15 protein-coding genes are annotated in these 24,090 nt (G+C 53.6%); 9 read left to right on the forward strand and 6 right to left on the reverse strand.

All coding sequences use genetic code 11. The features are described from left to right. The first annotated feature begins 323 nt into the window (after positions 1-323). From LKE08_RS19380 to LKE08_RS19395, 4 genes are all read left to right on the forward strand, one after another. Entirely contained in the window at positions 324-1,286 is a 963-nt protein-coding gene (locus LKE08_RS19380) for a GDP-mannose 4,6-dehydratase (protein ID WP_324705897.1), read from the forward strand. A gap of 49 nt (positions 1,287-1,335) precedes the next feature. Next, positions 1,336-1,857, forward strand: a complete 522-nt coding sequence (locus LKE08_RS19385) for a sulfotransferase (RefSeq protein WP_324705898.1) — start codon at positions 1,336-1,338, stop codon at positions 1,855-1,857. Between the two features lie 107 nt (positions 1,858-1,964). After that, on the forward strand, positions 1,965-4,349 hold the full coding sequence (locus LKE08_RS19390; RefSeq protein ID WP_324705899.1) for a tetratricopeptide repeat protein: 2,385 nt from the start codon (positions 1,965-1,967) through the stop codon (positions 4,347-4,349). Between the two features lie 73 nt (positions 4,350-4,422). Further along, complete coding sequence (locus LKE08_RS19395; RefSeq protein WP_324705900.1) at positions 4,423-4,545, forward strand: hypothetical protein; 123 nt, start codon at positions 4,423-4,425, stop codon at positions 4,543-4,545. Between the two features lie 87 nt (positions 4,546-4,632). Here LKE08_RS19395 and LKE08_RS19400 read toward each other — a convergent pair whose 3' ends face one another. From LKE08_RS19400 to LKE08_RS19410, 3 genes are all read right to left on the reverse strand, one after another. Continuing rightward, positions 4,633-5,487, reverse strand: coding sequence for a DUF6473 family protein (locus tag LKE08_RS19400; protein WP_324705901.1), 855 nt, complete (start codon positions 5,485-5,487; stop codon positions 4,633-4,635). A gap of 92 nt (positions 5,488-5,579) precedes the next feature. Further along, positions 5,580-6,881, reverse strand: a complete 1,302-nt coding sequence (locus LKE08_RS19405; RefSeq protein WP_324705902.1) for a D-alanyl-D-alanine carboxypeptidase — start codon at positions 6,879-6,881, stop codon at positions 5,580-5,582. Between the two features lie 82 nt (positions 6,882-6,963). Beyond that, entirely contained in the window at positions 6,964-8,178 is a 1,215-nt protein-coding gene (locus LKE08_RS19410) for a transposase (protein WP_324705903.1), read from the reverse strand. Positions 8,179-8,383: 205 nt separating this feature from the next. Between LKE08_RS19410 and plsX the strand changes: the two genes are divergently transcribed. From plsX to LKE08_RS19430, 4 genes are all read left to right on the forward strand, one after another. Next, positions 8,384-9,439, forward strand: a complete 1,056-nt coding sequence (plsX, locus tag LKE08_RS19415) for a phosphate acyltransferase PlsX (RefSeq protein WP_324705904.1) — start codon at positions 8,384-8,386, stop codon at positions 9,437-9,439. 104 nt (positions 9,440-9,543) lie between these two features. Continuing rightward, entirely contained in the window at positions 9,544-10,536 is a 993-nt protein-coding gene (locus tag LKE08_RS19420) for a beta-ketoacyl-ACP synthase III (protein WP_324705905.1), read from the forward strand. A gap of 138 nt (positions 10,537-10,674) precedes the next feature. Continuing rightward, positions 10,675-11,541 carry an ACP S-malonyltransferase gene (gene fabD, locus LKE08_RS19425; RefSeq protein ID WP_324705906.1) on the forward strand — a complete coding sequence of 289 codons (867 nt, stop codon included), beginning with the start codon at positions 10,675-10,677 and terminating at the stop codon, positions 11,539-11,541. Positions 11,542-11,711: 170 nt separating this feature from the next. Further along, positions 11,712-11,867, forward strand: coding sequence for a hypothetical protein (locus LKE08_RS19430; RefSeq protein WP_324705907.1), 156 nt, complete (start codon positions 11,712-11,714; stop codon positions 11,865-11,867). Positions 11,868-12,083: 216 nt separating this feature from the next. Here LKE08_RS19430 and LKE08_RS19435 read toward each other — a convergent pair whose 3' ends face one another. The 3 genes from LKE08_RS19435 to LKE08_RS19445 form a co-directional block, all read right to left on the reverse strand. After that, the gene (locus LKE08_RS19435) at positions 12,084-13,586 is read right to left on the reverse strand and encodes a UDP-N-acetylmuramoyl-L-alanyl-D-glutamate--2,6-diaminopimelate ligase (RefSeq protein ID WP_324705908.1); all 1,503 of its coding nucleotides are present in this window, start codon (positions 13,584-13,586) and stop codon (positions 12,084-12,086) included. Between the two features lie 51 nt (positions 13,587-13,637). Further along, positions 13,638-13,913, reverse strand: coding sequence for a glutaredoxin family protein (locus tag LKE08_RS19440; RefSeq protein ID WP_324705909.1), 276 nt, complete (start codon positions 13,911-13,913; stop codon positions 13,638-13,640). Positions 13,914-14,288: 375 nt separating this feature from the next. Next, positions 14,289-18,122, reverse strand: a complete 3,834-nt coding sequence (locus tag LKE08_RS19445) for an EAL domain-containing protein (RefSeq protein ID WP_375341443.1) — start codon at positions 18,120-18,122, stop codon at positions 14,289-14,291. 508 nt (positions 18,123-18,630) lie between these two features. On the opposite strand from LKE08_RS19445, the gene LKE08_RS19450 reads away from it, so the two are divergent. Continuing rightward, entirely contained in the window at positions 18,631-24,030 is a 5,400-nt protein-coding gene (locus LKE08_RS19450; RefSeq protein ID WP_324705911.1) for a pre-peptidase C-terminal domain-containing protein, read from the forward strand. Positions 24,031-24,090: the final 60 nt, after the last annotated feature.

Raw genomic sequence — 24,090 nt, forward strand, 5'->3', positions numbered from 1 at the left:
TACAGCACTTTGCGCGGTAATGAGACACAGATGGAAAAGATCCCCCCTAACCCCCCTTGGAAAGGGGGGAACCAGAAAGTCCCCGTTGAAGTTTCTAGCGTTGCCTCCTCTGGCTCCCCCCTTTCTCCCCCCTTTCTCCCCCCTTTCTCCCCCCTTTCTCCCCCCTTTCAAAGGGGGGCTGGGGGGGATGGGGGCTGGGGGGGATGGGGGCTGGGGGGGATCGAAGGGGGATAATGGGGGATCAAAATGTACCTCATAGCATCGAAAACTGCTGTAACTTTGGGGTGCGGGTTCGTTGAGTCTGATTGGAGGGAGCGATCGCCATGAAAACAGCGTTAATTTGCGGAATATCGGGACAGGATGGGGCTTACCTCGCCGAGTTGTTGCTGAACAAAGGGTACGCCGTCTGCGGCACGTCTCGGGATGCCCAAATGTCATCCTTTGGTAATTTGAAACGGCTGGGAATTTATGACCGCGTGAAATTGCAGTCCATGTCCCTAACGGACTTTCGCAGCGTCCTCCAAGTGCTCACCCAAGTCAAGCCGGATGAGGTGTACAATTTGGCGGGTCAAAGTTCGGTGGGGTTGTCCTTTGAACAACCCGTCGAAACCTTGGATAGTATCGCGCGGGGAACTCTCAATCTACTCGAAGCGATCCGGTTTACCGGCGCCAAAATTAAATTTTACAATGCCGGTTCGAGCGAATGTTTTGGCGACACCCACGGCGATCCGGCCGATGAAAATACCCCGTTTCGGCCTCGGAGTCCCTACGCCGTCGCCAAATCTGCCGCCTTTTGGGAGGTGGCAAATTATCGGGAAGCCTACGGTTTGTTCGCCTGTTCCGGTATTTTATTCAACCACGAATCCCCCCTGCGGCCGTCCCGATTCGTGACCCAAAAAATCGTCCGGGGGGCCTGCGCGATCGCGGCGGGAACTGAGGATAAATTGTATTTGGGCGATATTTCCGTCCGGCGAGATTGGGGGTGGGCGCCCGAGTATGTGGAGGCAATGTATTTGATGTTGCAGCAGGAGGAGGCGGAGGATTACGCGATCGCCACGGGGGAAACGTCTTCTTTGCAGGATTTCGTCAAAACGGCCTTCGAGTGCGTCGGTTTGAATTGGGAAGATTGCGTGGAAACCGACAAAAGTCTCTACCGCCCCACGGATATCGCCGTCGGACGGGCGAACCCCGCCAAAGCAAAACAAAAGTTGGGATGGGAGGCTAAATTTAAAATGCCGGATGTGGTGCGGATGATGGTGGAGGCGCAGCGGGACAGAATGGAGTAAAGTAGAAAGAATATCCGAAATTGATACATTGCATTCCGCAATTTTGCCGATGACTGCAAGTAACTGGGTTGAAATTCTGGAAGTCGTCCGGACTCCCGCCTCCGACTGCGAAGGGCTGGTGGAGTTTTGCATCGATCGCCCCCAGGGGGGAAGTCGAGTCAACGCCGCCGAAGTGGAAATGGCGGGTTGGGTGTTGGGGAAAAACGCCCCGGCCATCGCGGTGGAAGTGATTCGGGGCGATCGCATTTTGCGGACAATTTCCGTCAGCGACCCCCGGCCCGATGTCGCTGCCGTCTACCCCGATCGCCCGACGGCGGGGGTTTGTGGCTTCAAGGGAACTGTCAATTTGGGGGAAGTGTCCGGCGAGGAAGAATTGACCCTGCAGGCCGTTTTGCGGGATGACACCGCCCTGATTTTCGGGCGGCTTCGGTTGTCTGATGCCGATTCTCCCGAATTGTCCGAAGCCGATCTCCCCGACAAATTGCGGCGGGCCGAGGCCGATCTGGAGCGATCGCGGACATTTTTGGAACGGGTCAAAGCCAATTTGGAACGTGGGGCGACGACGATATAATTTCAATGGGATTGACAGCTCGGGGGGCGATCGCCTAAATTGTCAGAAACACCCGAGCTAAGAGCGAAAATTCTCTGTAAATTTTAGGATAAAAAACGAAATTACGAATGCCGGCTTCCGATAATTTCGACCTCTCCACCACCCACGAACGCGCCCGACAGTTTTTCAGCCAAAAACGATATCCGGAGGCGATCGCTATCTGTCGCGACATTCTGCAACGCGATCCCAATTTTGCCCCGGCCTATCAAACCTTGGGAGATACTCACCAAATTCTCGGAGAATTAGACACCGCCCAGCAGTATTACGAACGCGGCCTATCTTTGGATACAAATCAGCCCCAAGTTTACCTGTATTTGGGCAACTTATTTGTCAAACGCCAGCAGTGGGATCGGGCGGCGGATTGTTATTGGGAAGCCCTGCAACTCGACCCGGATTTGACTCCGGCTTACAATAACTTGGCGGGGATTTGGTCTTATCTCGATCGCCCCATTTCCATCGCCGAAAAACTGGGCAAAACCCTCGATTCTGTCCCCCTGGAGTTGTGTTTGCTCGTCGGGGATACCTTTTCTGAGAACGGTCAAACTGATGCCGCCATTTCTGTTTATGAAAGGGCGATCGCCACCGATCCGAAATGGGCTTCGACCCACTACAAGCTCGGCGAAATTTACAGTCAAAACAATCAATTAGAATCGGCGATTTCTGCCTATCAAAATGCGGTAAAATCTGAGCCAGATGTCTTTATCTATCACGTCGGTTTGGGAAAAGCTCTCGCCGCCCAAAATCGAAACGAAGAGGCGATCGCAGCCTATCAGAAGGCGATCGAATTGAACCCCGAGTTTTCCTGGGCTTACGACCACCTGGCGGGAATTTTAGCCCGCGTGGGGCGGGAGGAAGAGGCGATCGCAGCCTATCAAAAAGACATCGAATTGAACCCCAATTTCTATTGGTCAAACTTTCATTTGGGGGATTTACTGTTAAAACGAGAACGTCGGGAAGAGGCGATCGCGGCGTACCGGGAAGCGATCGCGATCGACCCCGGACGGCCGGAAGCCCACCAGCGGATCGCCGATATTTTAGCCAGAGAAAACGGCGGTGCGGAAGCTGCTTTATTGAGCGGAAACTACGAAGATGCCATCGCCATTTACCAACAGACTATTGCCGATCGCCCCGATTATTCTTGGGGATACTACGGCCTGGGTTTGGCATTGTTAAAACAGCGAAAGTGGCAGGAGGCGGCGGATGAATTCAACCGGGCGATCGCCCTCAATCCGGACTGTTTTTGGTCTTACAACCACTTGGGTTACTGCCTGTTCAAACAGGGTAAAATTGACGATGCGATCGCGGCTTATCGGCAGGCGATCGGCATCGACGGTGAGATTCCCGAAGCCCACATTCGCCTCGGAGATGCCCTGCTGCAAAATCACAATATTGACGGGGCAATTGCCGCCTATCTGGACGCGATCCGAGTCCAACCGGACGAACAGACGGCTTATTTGAAGTTGCGGCATATGCGAACTTACAGCTTTGTCCAACTCAAACCCGAACAAATCGAGGCGATCGCGGACGGTTACAAACGGGCAATTTCTGCGGAACCGGACTGTCCCGAACCCTACATCAATTACGGCGATTTACTCACCCAAATTAATCGCAAAGAAGAGGCGATTTCGATTTACCAAGAAGGGATGCTGCAAAAAACAAAATCTCTCCGCCCAGACTTTTTCCAAAATCACTGGGAATCGGCATCCGTAAAAAAGCCAAATTTTCTGATTTTGGGGACCCAAAAAGGCGGGACGACATCCCTTTACGAATATCTCTGCCACCATCCCCGAGTTATTCCCAACCTTCATAAAGAAGTCGATTTCTTTATCTGGCAATATTACCGGGGTTTGGATTGGTATATTTCCCACTTTCCGCCCCTTCCCGAGGGGGGCAATTTTATCACGGGGGAAGCCAGTCCCAGTTACATGGTGGACGGCAGGGTGTGCGATCGCCTGTACGAAGCGTTCCCCGATGTCCGCCTCATTTTTATCCTCCGAAATCCCGTCGATCGCGCGTTTTCCCAATACCAAGATCACGTCAATTGGATGGGGAGAGAACACCGCAGCCTCGAACAGGCGATCGCCGACGAAATTGCCATTATCGATACTTTAGACGATCTCACCCTGGCGGAACGCCAATTTTGGATGACTCAATACGGTTATTTGTTGCGGGGAATGTACGTCTATTTTCTCGAAAAATGGATGAGTCGCTTTCCCGCCGAACAGATGTTGATCCTCAAAAGCGAGGATTTGTACGCCCACCCCCAGGAGACGTTAAAACAAGTCTTCGAGTTTTTGGAACTTCCGGATCATCCCCTACCCGAATACCCTCGATATACGGCGGGTTCTTATTCTAAAATACCCGAAAGCATCCGCCAATCCCTTGCCGAATTTTTCCGCCCCCACAATCAGAAGTTGGAGGAATTTTTGGGGCGAAAATTTGATTGGGAATGAGCGGCGATCGCCCAGGCCAGAATCATCTCATATATATATCGTACAATCCTACACCATCCCCGCCGTTTTTCAAATGTCACCTGCCCCCAATTTCAACCCCGAAGTCCTGCGTCTCCACCAACAAACCACCACCCAGATGATGCAACAAAATTGGCAGGAGGCGATCGCCCTAAAGCCCGATGGGGATTTGCTGTAACAAGAGAGGTTGGCGATATAATCGCTCCCTGTCCCCCGTGTCTCCGGGGTCAAATTTTCCGAATGACCCGAATTGCTGTCGCCCCAACTACACATACTTTTTACAGGCTGATATCAGGCTTTTCGCCGCATCTCGCTGCATTTCCGGGGCACAGTAATAATTGTTGTAAAAAGAGGTTTTATCCCCCAAATCCGGGCGCTGATAAGCCAAATTGAGGGGGGTGGGATCGCCGGTGAATCGGTCGATGAGTAGCTGGGGCATTCCCCGGTCGGAAATACACTCGATATAATCGTCGCAAAAGGGTTTAATTTTGGCGATAGCATCCCGATTGATTAAGTGGGGAAACTTGCCAAACAAACAATAAATATTGTCGAAGGTTTCGTGATAATCCGGCCCCCGCTCGGAAAACCAAAACAGAATTTTTGGGACTCGAATTTCGGTCAATAATAATTGATAGTTTGTCACCCAATTGCGGCGGGTTTCCGCCACCACCATGCGGACAAAATCGCGATCGCGGGTTTCCAACAACTCCTGATAGGCCGGTTCCGAGCCCATCTGCCGGCCGTCGGACCGCCACTTCAAATACTCCAACCCCCCGGTTTCAAACAAGGAATTGCTCTCGCTGCGGCCGGACATCACCTGCACGATCGCGAACCGGCTCCGATTGATATAATCAATCAGGGCGGAATGTTTCAGAAAAAAAGCCGGACCCGCCCCGCCGTATCCCAAATTCAAAACGGGCAAATCCAACCCACTTTCCAGCAGCGTGGGATAGGGGCGATCGCAGAAACACCCGAACGTCTGGGCCGCCCCCAAACAGGTAAAATAGGCCCCGGAATCCGACGTTTTCGGGGACGGCCCGCGAAACGATAACCCCGTCCCCCCCAACCGAAACATCCGGTAATTCGTAATCTGGCGATCGCGTTCCTGATAATATCCCATTAACAATTAACAATTAACCATTGTTTTTTCATCTCAATTATGATCTCCTATGAGAGTGGGATAGACAATTGAAAATGATCAATTATCAATTGTCAATTATCAATGATCTCGATCCGCCGGGGATCTCCCAATGCCGGACGGCGGCCGTCGATGTGGGTTTGTAGGGCGACGGGCAAAATTTCCGGCGTTCCCCACTGATTCACCAGTTGTTGCAGCAGCCAATCTTGCTCGTCCCGCAGGCCGTCCAAGCCCGTGCCGCGGTTGATGATGGCGAACCAGACCACGCCGCGATCGCGAGTCGGCAACGCCCCCGCCAGGGCACTGACATCAAACAGACTCCCCGTTTTCACCGCCGAAGATTTGGGGATATTGCGAAATTCCAGGGTCCCGAGATCCCGCCCCGACACCGGGAACAGATCCGCCACCGTCAAATCCGTATCCCGCAGGTAGCGATCTAAAGCCGCAAACATCGCCGTTGCCGCCCGGGGGGAGATTTGATTTTCGTGGCCCAAACCGGAACCATTGATCAGGCGAATTTCTTCCACCGGGACCCCCGCCGCCGCCGCCGCTTTTTGGCGGACCACCACCGCCCCCCCCACGCTTTGGGCCAACATCTCCGACATGGGATTGTTGCTGTAGATATTCATCTGTTTGATAATCTCCGCCAGGGGGAGGGATTTGTGGCGGATTAAAGGTGGCAAATTTTGCGGGGGCGCGGTCGCCGTGACGGACCCGGCAATTTCCACCTGGGGTTTGGGCAACCCCGACGCCAGACGGGCGTATTGATCTTCGGCCTCGGCCGTCCACTGGCTCGAATCCAGGGCTTGGCGGAGGAAATTTCCCGCCACCTGGGGGTCCGATTCGTAGTTCATCGAGAAATTGCCCGCGATCGCCAAATTCCCCGCCACCTGCCGGATGCCCATTTGATTGAGGGCATTTCCCAGGGTAAACGCCTCCTCCCAGACAAAAAACGGGTTGTCGCCCCCGACAATCACCAGATCCCCCCGCAGCACCCCATTTTCCACCGGTCCGGTAGCCGCGACCAGGGTTTCAAACTGGTAGTCCGGCGTCCAGGTTTGCAAAGCCGCCAGAGACGTGGCGACCTTGGTAATCGAAGCCGCCGGCAGGGGCGTTTCCCCGACGTTGCCGGCCAGGGCAAACGGCCCCCCCTGAATCCAAACCCCCTGCACCTGGGACGACAACCCCCGGCGGGCCAAGCGATTCAGGTACTCCTCGACGATCGCCTCCGCCACCGGGTCAGGGCGATCGAGCCAGAGCACCTCCGAGAGTCCCCCTTCCCAAAACTGCCGGGTCGTCGCATTGAATCGATCCCGATCGACCCCGGCCATTTCCAACCATACGGACATCATCCCGGAACTAAACACATCTAACATGGCGCGACACTTTCCTCCAAGACACTTTCCTCCAATACGATACGCAGGGTTGGGACATGGGCAATGGTTGACACTCCCCGCCCTAAAGGGACGGGGATTCTTGGGTCCTCGGGGAGCGGCCACTTAACCCCTCGCCAAGCATCTTCACCGTGTGTCCCACGGCTGCAAGTCCTCGCTTCACGATCGCCTGGGCCGCGGCTACGTCGCGGTCGGTGCGGTAGCCACACTCGGGGCAATCGTGGACGCGGACCGAAAGCTCTTTTTTACCCGTGTGAATCCCACAGTTGGGGCAGGTCTGAGAAGTCCCGTCGGGTTTCACTTCGGCATAGAAAACCCCCCGCTTCCAACAAACCCACTTCAGGATGTGCAGAAATTCGCCGTGAGCCGCGTCGAGGGTGTGCTTGGAAAACATTCCCCGCGCCCACGCCTTGAAATTGAGGTTTTCGGCGAATATCATCCCCACCCCGTCGCAGAGGCGGTGAGCCAGTTTCCAGAAGAAATCCCGCCTGGTATTGCGGATGTGTTCGTGCAATCTGGCCACTTTAAGATGAGCTTTACGCCAGTTGTTCGACCCTTTCTTCTTTCGGGACGCTCTTTGTTGCAGCGATCGCAGCTGGCGTTGGAGTGTTCCGAAAAAACGGGGTCTTGGCACGATTTCACCCGCCGATGTGGCCAGATAATGACTCAGTCCGACATCGATTCCCAAGGCTTCCCCGTGGGGTATGATATCAGGACAATCGACATCACATTGAAGGGTGAGCAACACATACCACCCCGACGCTTTTTTCACCACCTGGGCTTGTTTGACGACAAACCCATCGGGAATCGGGCGGGACATCCGCATTTTCACCAATCCCACCCCGGGCAGTTTGACCCGGTTGCCCTGAATGGGATCTTTCCCGAGTTGGGGGAATAGTAGCGATCGCATCCTTCCGGGTTTTTTGAACCGGGGGAAACCGTGACCGCTTTCCCACATGGACACGAAGGCTTTTTCCATCCGTCGCAGAACTTGCTGCAACATTTGAGAGTGGGCCCGTTGCAGAAACGGGTTCTGTTGGCGGGCGCTCGTCAAGGCCTTGCACTGGCGGGCAAATGTCGGGCGGGGTGCATCCGCCGGGATGATATACTCCGAGTGCAGGGAACAGGTGTTGATCGGGCAACTCCGGGAGCGATACCAATCTTTCCGTTCGGCTAAAGCAAAGTTCCAGACCGGGCGAGAGGTTTCCAACCACTCGGAATAGGTCTGTTCCTGTTGCCGATTGAGTTGGAGCCGATACGAGTAGGTGAGATTGAACATCCGGAGAGCCGCTCTTAAAAAAGAATGCTGTTTTTTTAATTCTAGCAGATGTTGAAAAATCAAGTCGCCCTCAAAGGCTTGCCCTGAGCCGAGTCGAAGGCTTGCCCTGAGCCGAGTCGAAGGCTTGCCCTGAGCCGAGTCGAAGGGGCGAGGCTTTAGACCCAATTTTCCGGTAAAATTTTGAAGGTTTCTCTAACTTTGGTCAATGGGCTTAACTCGCGCACGAATTGCAATTGACGCTATGGGTGGGGATCATGCCCCCGCCGAAGTAGTTGCCGGAGCGCTGATGGCACGGGAAAAATTTGGGGTGGACGTCGTACTGGTGGGAGATCCCCAGGCGATCGAAGCCACCCTCAAGCATCACCACACCGGCTCGCCAACTCCGGAAATTGTCCCCGCCGAAGGGGCGATCGAAATGCACGAAGAGGCACTCGGGGCGCTCAAGCGCAAACCCAAGGCCTCTATCAATGTTGCCATGAATTTGGTGAAAGAAAAAAAAGCCGATGCCGTCGTGTCGGCCGGCCACTCCGGGGCGGCGATGGCCGCAGCTCTGCTGCGGGTGGGGCGAATTCGCGGGATCGATCGCCCCGCCATCGGCGCCGTCCTGCCGACGATGCTCCCCTCCTCCCCCGTCCTGATCTTGGACGTGGGGGCGAACGTGGATTGCCGTCCCAAATTTCTGGAGCAGTTCGCCGTCATGGGGACGATTTACAGCCGCTACGTCCTCGGCATCGAAAATCCCCAGGTCGGACTTCTCAACATCGGGGAAGAACCCACCAAAGGCAATGACCAGGCCGTGCGGACTCACCAGATGCTGCAAGAAAATTCCCTGATCTCCTTCGCCGGAAATGCCGAGGGGCGGGATGTGCTGACCGGAAAATTTGATGTGGTGGTCTGCGATGGCTTCGTCGGCAATGTACTGTTGAAATTTGCCGAAGGGGTGGGGGAGGTGGTCTTACAATTGCTGCGGGAAGAATTGTCTTCCGGCCTGCAGGCGAAACTGGGGGCGGCCCTGCTGATGCCCAGTCTGAAGCGGTTCAAGCAGCGGGTCGATCACGTCGAACACGGCGGCGCCTTGCTGTTGGGGGTGGCGGGAATTTGCATCATCAGCCACGGTTCCTCCAAAGCCCCGACCATCTGCAATGCCATCCGCATGGCCCGGGATGCGGTCAACAACGACGTGATCGATCGCATCGACCGCCAGTATCAGAAGCACCAAGAACGGGTGGCGAACAGCCCGGAGTCGGAAACCGTGAGTTGAGACGCTCCCGGTGTCGGGGCTGGCGCATCGGGCCGCACCCCAGGGATGTGGGAAGATAACTCTATCGCCCCCATTGAGATTCCAAAAAATTGATATCAAGTTACATGACAACCACAGGCATTGCGATTACAGGTAGCGGATCGGCAGTTCCGTCCCTTTCGCTGGACAACCACGGATTGTCCCAACTCGTCGAGACGTCGGATGACTGGATTACCTCCCGCACCGGCATCCGCCGCCGACACTTGGCGTCTCCGGAGGTGACACTCGGCCAGGTAGCCGCGGAGGCATCCCTCCAGGCGATCGCGATGGCCGGCCTCGACCCGGGCGACCTCGACCTGATTATCCTGGCCACCTCCACGGCCGACGACCTGTTTGGCAGTGCCAGCCAAATCCAAGCCCGCATCGGCGCCACCCGGGCGGTGGCCTTCGACCTGACGGCAGCCTGTTCCGGGTTCGTGTTCGGCCTGGTGACGGCCGGCCAGTTTATCCGCACCGGAGTCTATCAAAATGTCTTGTTAGTGGGGGCGGACATCCTCTCCCGCTGGGTGGACTGGTCCGATCGCCGCACCTGTATTTTATTCGGAGATGGGGCCGGGGCGGTGGTGCTGCAGGGGAGCGATCGCGATCGCCTGTTGGGATTTGAACTCAAAAGCGACGGCAGCCAAAATAGTTCCCTGAATCTGGCCTATCAACCCGAACCCAAGACCCTGACACCGGATGTCACCATCGGCCAGGGCAGGTTTCACCCCATCACCATGAACGGCCAGGACATCTACCGGTTCGCCGTCAAAAAAGTCCCGGAAGTCGTCGAAAAAGCCCTGTTTCGCGCCGATCGCACCGCCGACCAAGTTGACTGGCTCATCCTCCACCAAGCCAACCAGCGCATTCTGGACGCGGTGGCCGGACGGCTGAAAATCCCCCCGGAGAAAGTGATCAGCAACCTGGCCGAATACGGCAACACCTCCGCCGCCTCCGTCCCCCTCGCCCTGGATGAAGCGGTGCGATCCGGAAAGGTGCGATCGGGTGATACAATCGCCACCGCAGGATTTGGAGCCGGTTTGACTTGGGGCGCCGCCATCTTTGAATGGGGGCGGTAATTTGAGGCGGTATTAGGGAGTCGGGAATTGCGATCGCATCTCAACCCCAGACCGTGAAATCTATTTCTCCCTATTGCCTGTTGCCTCTTGACGATTGCCTTCTCTTCTTCCTGCATTGCAGCATTTTTTGAGACACAAATGACTAAAACAGCATGGGTATTTCCCGGCCAGGGCTCCCAAGCCGTCGGCATGGGCGCAGACTTGTTCGATTTACCCCCGGCCAAAGCCAAGTTAGACCGGGCCACCGAAATCCTCGGCTGGTCCGTCCCCCAGTTGTGCCAGAGTGACGAAGACAAACTCTCCCGCACCCTCTACACCCAACCCTGTCTCTATGTGGTGGAAAGCCTCCTGGTGGATGCCCTCAAATCCCAAGGCCAGTCCCCCGATATCGTCGCCGGCCACAGTTTGGGGGAATACGTCGCCCTCTACGCCGCCGAAGTGTTCGATTTTGAAGCCGGGTTGCGACTCGTCAAGCGCCGCGCTGAATTGATGGACGCTGCCGCCGGAGGACAGATGGCCGCCCTGATTGGCTTCAACGCCGAACAACTGCACGCGCAATTGCAAGAAACCGAAAATGTCGTCCTCGCCAACGACAACAGTTCCGCCCAGGTGGTGATCTCGGGGACGCCGGAGGCCGTCGATACCCTCATCGCCAACGTCAAGGCGAAGCGGGTGGTGAAACTGAATGTTTCCGGCGCCTTCCACTCCCCCCTGATGGCCCCGGCGGCGGCGGAATTCGAGCAAGTTTTGGAGTCCGTCGAGTTCGCGGCGGCGAAGGTTCCCGTGCTCTCCAATGTAGACCCCACCCCCGCCACAGATGCGGCGACGCTGAAACAGCGCCTCGTCAAACAGATGACGGGTTCGGTGCGCTGGCGGGAAATCTGCCTGCAACTGCCCGAAGAAGGCGTGGAAAAGGCGATCGAAGTCGGGCCGGGTAAGGTGCTCACTGGGTTGATGAAGCGGACCTGTTCCGGGGTGGCGCTGGAAAATTGCGATCCGCGATAGCGCACCTATCGCGTTTCTCAAGGTGAGAATATCATATCGGGCGCAAGCCTTGCGCCCCTACAGATTTGGGCGATCGCTCCTTCTCCTTTCCCCGCATTTCAAAAAGCACTCGGCTGGAAAAGCTTAAACCGTCGGTTATTATGTATCCTAATCTTCATCAAGTCGGACACTTGCAATTACTGCAAAAATTATATGGCACAGTTAAAACTCCAACCGCAGTGTTTCAAGAAGTAGAAGCTGGAAAGTTGCAAGGAATTAACGTCCCTGAAATTAATAATATTGAATGGATTGATATTTTGTCCGTCACTTCGGTTGCTGTGATATAGCAGTGCGCGCTCGTGTGTTTACAAATCGAGGAGACCAAAAAAATTTCAAAACCTCGATTCAGAGGGGCTTTGAGTTTTCAAGGGCTCCCGACTCCCTACTCCCGTTTCTAGAGCTGGTAACGACACGATCGCGCACTGCTATAAATTATCGGGGCGGGTTGGGAAAAAATATCCGAATTTGACCTCGATCTTCCCGTCCCCACCCCGACAGAAAATCTACACCCGACAGTATTTATCGCCCAGGGCTTTTCGCGCCTGTTCGCGATCGTCGAAGTGCACCTTTTCAGTCCCGAGAATTTGATAATCTTCGTGACCTTTCCCGGCGATCAACACCCCGTCACCCGGTTTTGCTTCTAAAATAGCAGTGCGGATCGCCTCGGCCCGATCGCCGATCACAATCGGTTTCACTTCCGGGGGAATTCCGGCGAGAATATCCGCCAAAATGCGATCGGCATCTTCCGTGCGGGGATTGTCCGACGTCACCACCGCCACGTCAGCCAGTTCGGCGGCAATTTTCCCCATTTTCGGGCGTTTGGTGCGATCGCGATCGCCCCCGCAGCCGAACACGCAGATCATCCGACCCGGAATGAACGGACGGGACGCCTTCAACAGATTCTCCAAACTATCCGGCGTGTGGGCATAATCCACGATAACGCTAATTTCCTGATCCGGGGCAATCTGCACCCGTTCCATCCGCCCCGGAACCCCCGGAAATGAAGGCAAACAAGTCGCCATCCCCGCCAAATCCAAGCCCAGGGCCAAACCCGCCCCCACAGCCGCCAGCAGGTTAGAGAGGTTATACTGACCCACCAGAGGCAAACTAAATTCCGCCTCTCCCGCCGGAGTGTGCAAAACCCCCTTCACCCCCGTCGGTCCGTAAACCAGATCGGACGCCCACAGATCAGCCGTCGAGTTATCGATACTGTAACTCCAAACGCGATCGCTCTCCAACCGTTCCATCAACCGCCGTCCGTAGGCATCATCCGCATTAATCACCGCCTTGCCTTGCAGGTAATCTTGATTAAACAGCAGGGCCTTCGCCTCGAAATAATCCTCCATCGTCGGATGATAGTCTAGGTGGTCCTGGGTCAAATTCGTGAACACCGCCACTTGGAACGGACAGCCCAAAACCCGCCCCTGGTGCAGGGCGTGGGAACTGACCTCCATCACCCCGAACTCGCACCCCGCCGCCACCGCATCCGCCAACTGCTGTTGGAGCTCCACGGCGAAGGGGGTGGTGTGCACGGCCACTTCCTGAAACCCCGGCCAGCGGGTGTAGAGGGTCCCCAACAAAGCCGTCGGTTTTTGGGCATTAGCCAGGAGAAATTCGATCAGGTGGGTGGTGGTGGTTTTGCCGTTGGTCCCCGTCACCCCCGCCAACTTGAGGGTGCCGGCGGGATGGTTGTAAAATGCCGTGGCAATTTCGGCACAAGTTCGGATCATGTCCGCGGCGGGAATCACCCAGGGAACCTCCCCACCCTCGCCTTGGGGTGGCGTTTTCTCGAAGGCGGACTCCGATATAATCGCCGCCACCGCACCGGATGCGATCGCACCGGGCCAGAAATCACCCCCGTCCACCCGGGTTCCCGGCATCCCCAAAAACAGGTCGCCCGGTTTGCAGGCGTGGGAATTGGTCGCCAAACCGGTGACTTCCACCTCCAGGGCGGGGTGGGACTCGGGGGGCAACAAATTGGGGTCGAGTAATTCTTTGAGTTTCAACGTCAGCAACTCCTCACAATTCGAGATGTGAATTCATTCTTAATCAAATTTTCACAAATGTTTCTGTAACATATGTTCCAACTGTTTGGCCGAAATCCGGGGGGATGGCCGGGGAATCGGTTCTTCGGCGGACGTGGCATCCCGCTGCTTGTGGAGCACGGGGACTTCGTATTGGTAGGCGCGAAACCACTCGTCCCGGGTGGTGATATCGCGAATTTCCAGGTCAAACCGACAGGAACTCTCCCCGTCCGCCTGAATTTCTTCTAGTTTCTCCTGCAACCCCTCGCACAGGTGGCAGTCCGGTTTGCTATACAAAATCAGTTGCATCGAGTTGTTTCCTCAGTGTCCTCGCTCTTATTTTGCCCTGTCGGGTGAGCTCTCAATTGATTTTTTTTAATTTTTTGGATGCGGCGGCGGCGATTTTTTTTGGGGAAACGCTTGTGTTTTGAAAAGATTTGAGGTATATTATGGGATAATGGGAGTGGTGCTAAAAATAATATTTTTTCAACCACTCCCATTATGGGGGAGTATGTCAATATCCTACCCCGCCGCCCCCGTGTTGTCAACCCAATTCGTCGCCGCAGCGACAAATTTAACAAAATTTAACAATTTGCGATCGCCAGGAGTCGGGAGTCGGGAGTCGGGAGTCGGGAGTCGGGAGTCGTGTTGATGGCATAATTATTAATTGTTAATTGTTAATTGTTAATTGTTCTTCAGATTGTGTGCGATCGCGGAATTTAACAGCAGTTGGGTAGCCTCTTCCGGGGGCAGGGGTTTGGCGAACAAATACCCCTGGCCGTAGTCGCATCTGAGATGGTGGAGGAACTGCATCTGTTTGCGAGTTTCGATGCCCTCCGCCGTCACTTCCAAACCCAGATTGTGAGCCAGAGAAACGATCGCCTTAATAATTTGCTGGGGCTGATTGTACTCCCCGACGTAGGCGCTGGATTTTTCATCGAGTCGGCTCACGAAGGAGCGATCGATTTTCAAACTCTTCAACGGGAATTGGTGCAAATAACTCAAAGACGAATATCCCGTACCGAAATCGTCGATCGCCAAGTGAATGTTCCGAGCTTTAAGCTGGGCCAAGGCGATCAGAGAAGTGCGGAAATTTTCCACGAGAATACTTTCAGTGATTTCAAGTTTCAAACTTTTGGGGTCGCAGCCCGTTTTCGCCAAAATCTCGTCGATTTCCGCGATCAAATTGGGTTGGTTGAGTTGCTTCCCGGACAAATTGACACTGACGGTCAGGTCGGAACTAGCCGAATACCGCTCCCAATTCCAACTTTTGAGCTGATCTTGCCAACTGGCGAGCTGGTGGCAGGCCTCTTCCAACACCCAGGCCCCCAAAGGCACGATCAGTCCCGTTTCCTCGGCAACGGGGATAAATTCGACGGGGGAAACCAGTCCCCGTCTCGGGTGCATCCACCGCACCAGGGCTTCAAACCCGACGATACGGCCCGTGAGCAGAGAGACGATGGGTTGGTAGTGGATGACAAAATCGCTGAGGGCCGGGAGTTGGGGGGAGAAGGCGGGGAGCGCAGACCGGTTGGCCGTCACCCCGTCGGCGGCGAGGGCGACAGTCGCGGAGTCGGAATTCGCCATCGGGTCGGGCATTTCGGAGGGTTTGCGAGATCCGAACACGGCCTGTCTGAGGTCGGTTTCCAATTGCAGGAGGGCGAGGGTTTGGGTGTGCATCGACAAATCGAACACCTCCGAGCGCGCCTTTCCCTGTTCTTTGGCGTGGTACATGGCGATGTCGGCATCCCGCAGGAAATCCTCCGGGTTGTTGTAGAGCAGACAGTGGTAATCTTTGGGACTCTCCCCCGCCTCCGTCGCCGGTCCGCGACTCGGGACGATGCCGATGCTGGCGGTGGTAAAAATTTCGTGACCTTCGATATAAAAGGGCATGGTGAGTTCCCCGTGAATTTTTTCGGCCCATTCCATCGCCTTGCGGGGACTCGAAATCCCGTCGAGCAGGATCGTGAATTCGTCCCCCCCCAGTCGGGCGATGCTGTGGGAGGCCCCCACGCAGGCTTCCAGTCGGTGGGCAATTTCGACGAGCAGACTGTCGCCGACCAGGTGGCCCAAACTGTCGTTGACGACCTTGAAGCGATCCAGATCCAGGAACAGGACGGCGAATTGATAGTCGGGGTCCTGTTTGGATTTTTGCAGGGCTTCGGCGAGTTTTTGGTTGAACAAACTGCGGTTGGGCAATTGGGTGAGGGTGTCGTAGTAGGCGGCTCGGAGCAGTTGAGCTTCGGCTTTTTTGCGATCGCTGATGTCGCGGATGATGATCTGGACGGCTTCGTGTCCGTCGTAGCGGGTGGGAATTCCGGCGATCTCCACATCGACAATTTGCCCGTCCAGGCGGATCAGTTGCTGTTCCATGAGGTGGGCGGGGCGTCCGTCAAGTTCCATCCGTTTGAGCCGTTTGACGATCGCCCTGATGTAGTCGGGATGGGCGAAATCGTAAATGGAACGGCCGATGAGCTCCTGGGAAGATTGGGCGCCGAGGAGTTCGACGCCGGCGGGGTTGATATACACTAGACGGCGATCGCAGTGGATGGCGATGGTGTCGGGGCACAGTTCCACCAACATCCGGTAGCGTTCCTCGCTTTCCCGCAGGGCTTTTTCCGTCCGCCGCCGTTGCCGTTCGATCTCCTGGGCGGCGAGGAAGTTCCCCAAACCCTGGGCCATCAGTTCCACGATCTCCCGATCCGGCGGTTGAAATGGGGTCGTCCGGGGTTGCGGCGAGGCGAAACTCAACACACCGTAGATGCGATCGCCCACCCAGATCGGCGTTCCGATATAGGATTCGAGTTGGAAGCACCCGTCGGCTTGTTGGGGCTTCCGACGGGAATTTCCGCCGGCTTGGAGTTGGAGAATGGTGGTTTGGGCGCGGATGGGTTCCATGCAGAAGGTTTCTTCTGGGGGGAGGGTTTGACCGGGCTTTAAAATGTTCTTCTCGGCGTGGATAAATTGCAGGGTATAGGTTTCTCCGTCCGCGCTGGCAATCAAACCGACGGGCATTTGCAGCAGTTCGCACCCGGTTTGCAGGTAATCTTGAAATCGGGCTTCCAAACTGGGGTAGAGGCGGGTGGTGAGGCGGTGCAGTTGCTTGAGTTGGTCGCTGAACTTGGCCAGGGCTGCGGATTTTGACACCAGGGCGGCTTCGGATTGTTTGCGATCGCTGATGTCGGTTTGGATGCCGATGAAGTGGGTGAGGAACCCTTGGCTATTGTATACCGGGGAGATGGAGAGTTCGTTCCAGAAGGCGCTCCCGTCCCGGCGATAATTTTTGACTTCGATATGGCATTCCCTCCCCGCTTCGATCGCCTCCCGCAGTCGCGCGATCGTCTCGGGGTCGCTCTGGTCCCCCTGCAGAAACCGGCAATTCTGGCCGATCACCTCCTGTTTGGAATAGCCCGTCATCCGCTCGAAGCCCGTATTGGCGAGGATGACGGGGTTATCCGGCGCGGTGGCGTCGGTGATGATGATGCCGTTGCGGCTCGCGTCGATCGCCCGCTCCATCAGGCGGAGCCGTTCGTCGGCCCGGTGTCGCTCGATCGCCGTGCCCAGGATGTGGGCGATCGCTTCGAGGAAGTGAACCTCGTCGGCGGTGAAGTCCCGGGGGCTGCGGGTGTGGACGCTCAACACCCCCCAGGGGCTGGAAGGATCTCCGGGGGGGCCGGGAATGACCACGCTCAGGCCGCTGACAATGCCGTGGTTGTGCAGGAGTGGCGTGCCGGGAAATCGGGTTTCCACCCGCAGATCTCGGACCTTCACCGCCTCTGCCCGCCGCAGGGTGTAACCCGCCTGGGATGTCGGGCCGGCACTGATTTGGGCGCTCCCGACGAGTCCGGGTTGCCAGCCGACGCCGGAGCGCAGCAAAAACACCTGGCGGTTGGGGAGTAACTCCAACACCATACAGCGATCGACATTCAGAGTTTGGGTGACTTGGGCCACCGACGCTTCGATCAGGGTGTCCGGGTCCGGGAGGGTGAGGGCGATCTGTCCGAACCGGGCCACCGCGGCCTGGTGGCTCTCCAAGGTTCGGGTGCGGCCGGGCGTCCGGGGTTCCGGAACGGTGTCGGTGTCCGTAAAAATACTGAGGACGAGGGGCTCCGGGTCGAGGGGGAGCGATCGCATCGTGACTCGGACCGACACCGTGTCGCCGTTCCCCCGTCTCACCGTCACCTCCACATTTTCCACCGCCTCCCCCGCCCCGAAGCGATCGCGGAGTCGCCGGTAATCTTCGGGGCGTCCGTAGAGCGAAGATTCGGCATTCCCGACCACCCGATCAGGATTCCACCGTCCCAGGTGGAGCCAAACCGGGTTACAGTAAAGGATAGTGCCATCGAGCCGACTGACGACCGCCGCCTGGGGTAAAGACGCAACGAATGTCCACAGAATTTCTAGGGGGGTTGGTGACACGGTTTCGCTCTCCAGGGGAAATTTCCAGCCACGGAAGTCATTTCGGCTCCTTGGGGGTTGGGATTGACTTTGAGATCCTTTTTGAGATTGACAAGCCACGCTCAGATCTTTAAAATTCACAGTTCAATAACGGCAACAGCAATATACTTGCAACTGTTGTGATGCACCAGTCGTCCGGATCGTTCTATTTACAAGTTTACTCTTTTTTCTGCAAATAATCTGCAACTTTGCGGAAACTTAAAAAAAGTTAAAAAACGGTCGGGATCGAGAAAATATGGACTCGATCAGGGACAATCTAGCCGATTGATGAGCGATCGGCTTCCGATGGTCGTTGTTGCTTGTCCGGGTTGAACACCATAATTTATCGAAAAGCATGACCTAGTAAAAATACAAAATATAAAAAATAATATCGCGAAAAATAAATCAAATTATTTTGATAATTTTAATTAAATAAATTTTTTATTTTCGACGAATTTTGTTTACATTTATTCACGAAGTTTTGTAAAGAAAATTACCCGGGCATAAAAAATATAAATTTTTGTCAAAATCAGATATACTCAGCCAAAATTATGTTAGCTTCTAACTATGTTGAGTAATATGAAAAATTATGGACACTCCCAAAAAAGCTCTCGACTTGGGTAAAGTCGGAAATGACCCCATTAATCACCGGGACAATATTGGGTTTAATGCGGGCAAGTCAAAAGACAAAAATGACTACTATAAATTTAAGCTGACAGGTCAAACAAACCAAGTCAATGTAGTTCTAGATAACCTCAAAGATAATGCCGAGCTACAATTGCTAGATCGAGATGGAAAGGAAATTTTATTCTCCTCGACAGAAAACGGCAAGAAACGAGAAAATATCGATGTCGAATTAGATCGAGGAACTTATTATTTGCGAGTGTACCCCAAGGGAGATGCCAAAACTAAATATGATTTGAGTTTGACGGCAGAAACAATTTTACAAGATGCTGATGGTCAACCCGAAGGAGCTACAAATTTAGGGCCTTTAAGTAAAAACAAAAAGGTCTTCAATGACGAAATCGGGTTTGATGAAAATGGTACTCGCGACAATAGTGACTACTATAAATTTACCCTGACAGAAAAGTTCAATAACTTAAATATTGTCTTGGATGGTCTCAAAGATGATGCCAACATTGAACTCCTTGATAATGATGGCAAAACAATTCTCGATCAGTCCCGAAGTAAGGGCAAGAATAAGGAAATCATTGATGGGGTTTTAGATGCCGGGACTTATTATGTGAAAGTGGAACCCCAAGGCCGTGCTAAAAGCAAATATCGCCTGAGTTTTGATTCGGATCAAATCGACGACCCCGATGGCACTTTAAAACGGGCGGATGATTTGGGAATCCTTCGTAAAAAACCGAATAAGCAAAGGGACGAAATTGGTTTTGAGGTTGGAGGAAAACGAGACCAAAAAGATTATTATGAATTTACCCTCAAGAAAGATAGCGAGGTCAATCTTTCTCTGGACGGTCTCAACCAAAATGCTGATTTGAAGCTGTTAAGTCGCAAGGGCGATTTGCTTTACAGTTCTGCCAATAAAGGCAAGGATGTGGAACAAATTAGCACCATTTTAGACCGGGGTAAATATTATGCTTTAGTCGAACCGGTAGGGAGCGATCGCTCCGAATATATCCTGTCCTTGAATGCGGACAATAAAATCGACGACCCCGACGCTCAATTGCCCGGAAAAAATCTGGGCAAACTGAAAGCAAAACCGATTTCTAAAACCGACGATATTGGTTTGAAGAAAAAGGGTTTTGTCGATACCAGTGACTTCTGGAAATTCGAGTTAACCAAAGAAACTGACGTAACAATTACCTTAGACCGGTTGAGTCAAAATGCCGATTTAGAACTGTACGACAAAGACGGAACTACTCTGATTTATAGTTCCAAAGAAAACGGTAAAAAACCAGAAGAAATTAGCAGTATTCTGGATAAAGGTACTTACTACATCAAGGTGAAACCCAACAGTGGCAGCAGTACCGACTACAAATTGAGCGTTTCTGGGAATACGAAAATAGGAGAACAGGACGACGCTTTGCCGGGTACTGATTTGGGAGAATTGGGAACTAAAAAAGTGACCAAACGAAACAAAGTAGGTTTTGAATCTTCCAAGAATATCCGCGATGTCGGTGATTTTTATAACTTCAGTTTGGCGGAAAGGAGCGATGTTAATATTACTCTGGACGGTTTGACTGGGGATGCTAATTTATCCTTGTTGGTAACTGACGGACGGCTGATAGATGAATCGCATAAAAAAGGCAAGAGAAACGAAACTATCGACGCAATTTTGCAGCCGGGAAATTATTACATTGGCATCGAACCAAATGGAGGCAAGGTTAAAACTAACTACAATTTGGGAGTGACTGCAAATCCGGTCAATGATGACTTTAATAATATTGCCAATGCTAAACAATTGGGCAGTCTTGATTTGCAAGATAAGGTGGCAGAAAAGAACCGGGTTGGTTTCAAACAAGGTAGCCTTCGAGATGCCGGAGATTACTACGGTTTTAGCTTGAGCGAGAAAGCCAATGTTAACTTGTCTTTGGATGGTTTGAAGCAGGATGCTAATTTATTCTTGCTGGATGCTAAGGGCAAAGAAGTTGACAAATCTACCGCCAAAGGCTCCAAGGCAGAAGGCATTGATCAGAAGCTGAAACCGGGAGATTATTATGTGGCTGTTTTCCCGGGTAAAAACGCCAAAACTGATTACGAATTAAGTTTGGGAGTTACCCGAGAAACTCTGGATTTATCGAGCCTAAAATTCCGGGCTTTAGATGTTAAAGATGGGTTGAATCCCGGAGAACAAGTCAAGGTAAATTACCAGATCAATAATACTGGCAATATCAAGGCTGATGCTTTTGAAGTGGGCTTTTATTTGTCCGATGATGAAGGCATAGATAGCAGCGATCTGCTTCTGGGGACGGCCAAGGTCAAGTCTCTTTCCGGTGGCAAAAATACTAAGAAATTAAGCAAACAATTGACCTTGCCTGCCGGAGAGGACAAATTCTGGCAGGGAGCCGGTGACTATTATTTGGGCTTCGTTGTGGATAGCCAGGGGGCTATTGCCGAGGATAATGAACTGAATAATACTGCCAGTCAGAAGGTCAGTGTTGACATCCCCAACGATTTGAGTATCAGCAATTTGACAACTGATCGGGAAACGGTCAATCCTGGGGAGGAATTTAATGTCAGCTTAACGGTGGGTAATACTGGCGGTTCCACTGCGGATACTTTCCGAGTGGGCTATTATTTCTCCGAAGATAATCAAGTCACCACCAGCGACACCCTCCTGGGTACCGACACTGTTAAGAAGTTGGCGGGTAATACTACAACTAATCTGAGCAAGAAACTGACTTTGCCCAGTAGCGTCAGCGGCCTGACTGATTTTTATATTGGGGCGATCGCCGACGACCAAAACGCCTTCGTGGAAGTTAACGAAACCAACAACACGGCTAAGAAAGCATTATCTCTGGGGGCGGTACCCGACGACAGTGCCGGTGGCGAATTGAAAAATGCCCGGGACATTGGCGTTGTGGGCGAGAAAGCCCAGACCTTCTCGGACTTCGTGGGAGATTTCTTCGGAGTTTCCGACGACAACAACGACTATTACAAGCTCGAACTCGACCAGAAGAGCAATCTCAACCTGAGTTTGACCGGGTTGCGGTCTAATGCCAGCCTCTATTTGTTGGATAAAAACGGCTATAGCATTGAGAGTTCCACTCTTAATGGCAAGAAGAACGAGGCGATTTCCGAGAAGTTGTTGCCGGGGACTTATTACGTTCAGGTGGAGAACTACAATGCCAACACGCCTTATAACTTGGAAATCTCGGCACCGGCTTTAAGCTATCCAGCACCGCAAATTACCGGGTGGAATTACGAGACTGCCCTGGATATTGGTACCGCGAGCTCCACTGCGATCGCCAAAACCGAATATGTCGGCAACCCCCACGGTTTCTACGAGGACTTGAACGACTTCTACAAGTTCCAGGTGGACACCGACAGCACCGTTAAAATCGATTTGACGGGGTTGAGCGCCAATGCCGATCTATCTCTTTATGACAGCAAAGAATACTGGAGCGCCGAGTCGCATACTCTCAAGAATGCGGACGAAAACATTACCAAAAACTTGGCTCCCGGTACTTATTTTATCGAGGTTAAGAGCGTTGACAATGCCGAGACGACCTACGACCTCAAGGTAACTGGAACGTCCCTACCGAACAACGGCGCCGGAGATACGGCTGATAAAGCCTTAGATTTAGGCAGTCTCGCCGAACCCAAGTCCGCCAGCGATTGGGTGGGGGATATCGACAACCTCGATTATTACCAGTTTACCGTGGATGGCAACAGCACGGTTAACATTAATCTGGGTGGAATGAGTGGCGATGCTTATCTGCAACTTTATGACAACACGGGAAGCTACTTAGCCTATTCCTATAATTCCGGTAATGCCGATGAAAACATTACCACCAACTTGGAACCGGGTACTTATTTTGTCGCCGTCGGCGACTCTTCTGCCAATACCAACTACGACCTGCAACTCTCGGCAACTCCGCGAGTGGATACTGTGGGCAACGACTTTAGCGCGGCTTTGTCTCTCGGTGCCCTGGGCAGCACCAGCCAGACGGAGTGGGTGGGGAGTTTAGACACCAACGATTACTACAGCTTTACTCTCGCTGAAACCAGTACCGTCAACCTCGGTTTAACGGGAATGAACGGCAATGGCGACCTGTACCTGTACGACAGCGATCAATATTGGATTGACGGTTCCTCTAATTATGATAATGCCGATGAAGCCATTAGCCAGACCCTAGAACCGGGTACTTACTACGTCCGGGTCAACAGTGATGATGGTACTACTGGTGCAGATTACAACCTAACTGCATCGGCGACGGCTATTGTTGACACGGCAGGCAACACCTTTGAAACCGCCCGAAATTTGGGGGCTATTAGCGCCGCTCAAACGATTCCCGAGTGGGTGGGCAACCTTGACGACTACGACTATTATCAATTCACCATCAGCCCCAACAGTTCCGTCAGCTTGAATTTGAGCGGTTTGGCAGCTAACGCCGACCTGTACCTGTACGACAGCGAGCAAAATTTGCTCGATGGTTCGTACAACAGCGACACCACTGACGATGCGATTACCGCGAGTTTGGGAGGCGGTACTTATTACGCCTTAGTTTATCAGGGTAGCGACAACACCAACTACAACTTCACCTTGTCCGCCACCCCGCTGACCTACTCGCCAGCGAACCTCGTGGGCAACACCGAACCTCAAACCAAGAATATCGGCGCTTTGGGTGCGACGCAAACGTTTACCGATTTTGTCGGCAGTCAATACGGCATCGAGAGCGACAAGGAAGACTTCTACCAGTTCACCCTCGCCGAAGATGCCACCGTCAGCCTCAGCCTCGGCGGTTTGAGCGCCAACGCCGACTTGACCTTGCATAATAGCGAAGGTTATCGGGTAGCTAGTTCGAGCAATTTCACGACTGTTGCCGAGGCGATTACTCAAAACCTGGTAGCCGGTACTTACACTGTCCAAGTTAACAGCGTTGAGGATGCCAGCACCGGTTACAACTTGCAACTCTCGGCCATAGCGCATCCAGACGGGGCGGGCGAAACTTTCGACACGGCGCGATCGGTGGATATCTTGACCGGGGAAAACGTTAACGATTGGGTCGGGGATATCGACGAATACGACTACTACCAGTTCACCCTCGATGCCAACCGCACGGTTAACGTTCAATTGTCCGGTTTGAGTCAGAGTGCCACCCTGCAACTTTACGACTCCAGCGGCAGTTCGGTCTATTATGACATCGACGATAACTCAATCGACTCTTACGTCGATGTGGCACCGGGCGAGACGGGTTCTATTTCTGCCCTTCTGGGGCCGGACACTTATTTTGTCTCGGTCAGCGGCTACTACAGCACCGGCGACGGGACGAATTACGACTTGCATTTTTCCGCCGTCTAAACATTGCTTCATTGAGCCTGGGACTGCTGGCATCGACTCACTGAGCTTTTGCTAAATCCC

The organism is Lyngbya sp. CCY1209 (assembly GCF_035615495.1).
Taxonomy (GTDB): domain Bacteria; phylum Cyanobacteriota; class Cyanobacteriia; order Cyanobacteriales; family Microcoleaceae; genus Limnospira.

Bases quoted from the DNA above. Each gene is read 5' to 3' on its own strand.
- LKE08_RS19380 (WP_324705897.1), top strand. From the start codon at position 324: ATGAAAACAGCGTTAATTTGCGGAATATCGGGACAGGATGGGGCTTAC.
- LKE08_RS19385 (WP_324705898.1), top strand. From the start codon at position 1,336: ATGACTGCAAGTAACTGGGTTGAAATTCTGGAAGTCGTCCGGACTCCC.
- LKE08_RS19390 (WP_324705899.1), top strand. From the start codon at position 1,965: ATGCCGGCTTCCGATAATTTCGACCTCTCCACCACCCACGAACGCGCC.
- LKE08_RS19395 (WP_324705900.1), top strand. From the start codon at position 4,423: ATGTCACCTGCCCCCAATTTCAACCCCGAAGTCCTGCGTCTCCACCAA.
- LKE08_RS19400 (WP_324705901.1), bottom strand. From the start codon at position 5,487: ATGGGATATTATCAGGAACGCGATCGCCAGATTACGAATTACCGGATG.
- LKE08_RS19405 (WP_324705902.1), bottom strand. From the start codon at position 6,881: ATGTTAGATGTGTTTAGTTCCGGGATGATGTCCGTATGGTTGGAAATG.
- LKE08_RS19410 (WP_324705903.1), bottom strand. From the start codon at position 8,178: ATGTTCAATCTCACCTACTCGTATCGGCTCCAACTCAATCGGCAACAG.
- plsX (WP_324705904.1), top strand. From the start codon at position 8,384: ATGGGCTTAACTCGCGCACGAATTGCAATTGACGCTATGGGTGGGGAT.
- LKE08_RS19420 (WP_324705905.1), top strand. From the start codon at position 9,544: ATGACAACCACAGGCATTGCGATTACAGGTAGCGGATCGGCAGTTCCG.
- fabD (WP_324705906.1), top strand. From the start codon at position 10,675: ATGACTAAAACAGCATGGGTATTTCCCGGCCAGGGCTCCCAAGCCGTC.
- LKE08_RS19440 (WP_324705909.1), bottom strand. From the start codon at position 13,913: ATGCAACTGATTTTGTATAGCAAACCGGACTGCCACCTGTGCGAGGGG.
- LKE08_RS19450 (WP_324705911.1), top strand. From the start codon at position 18,631: ATGGACACTCCCAAAAAAGCTCTCGACTTGGGTAAAGTCGGAAATGAC.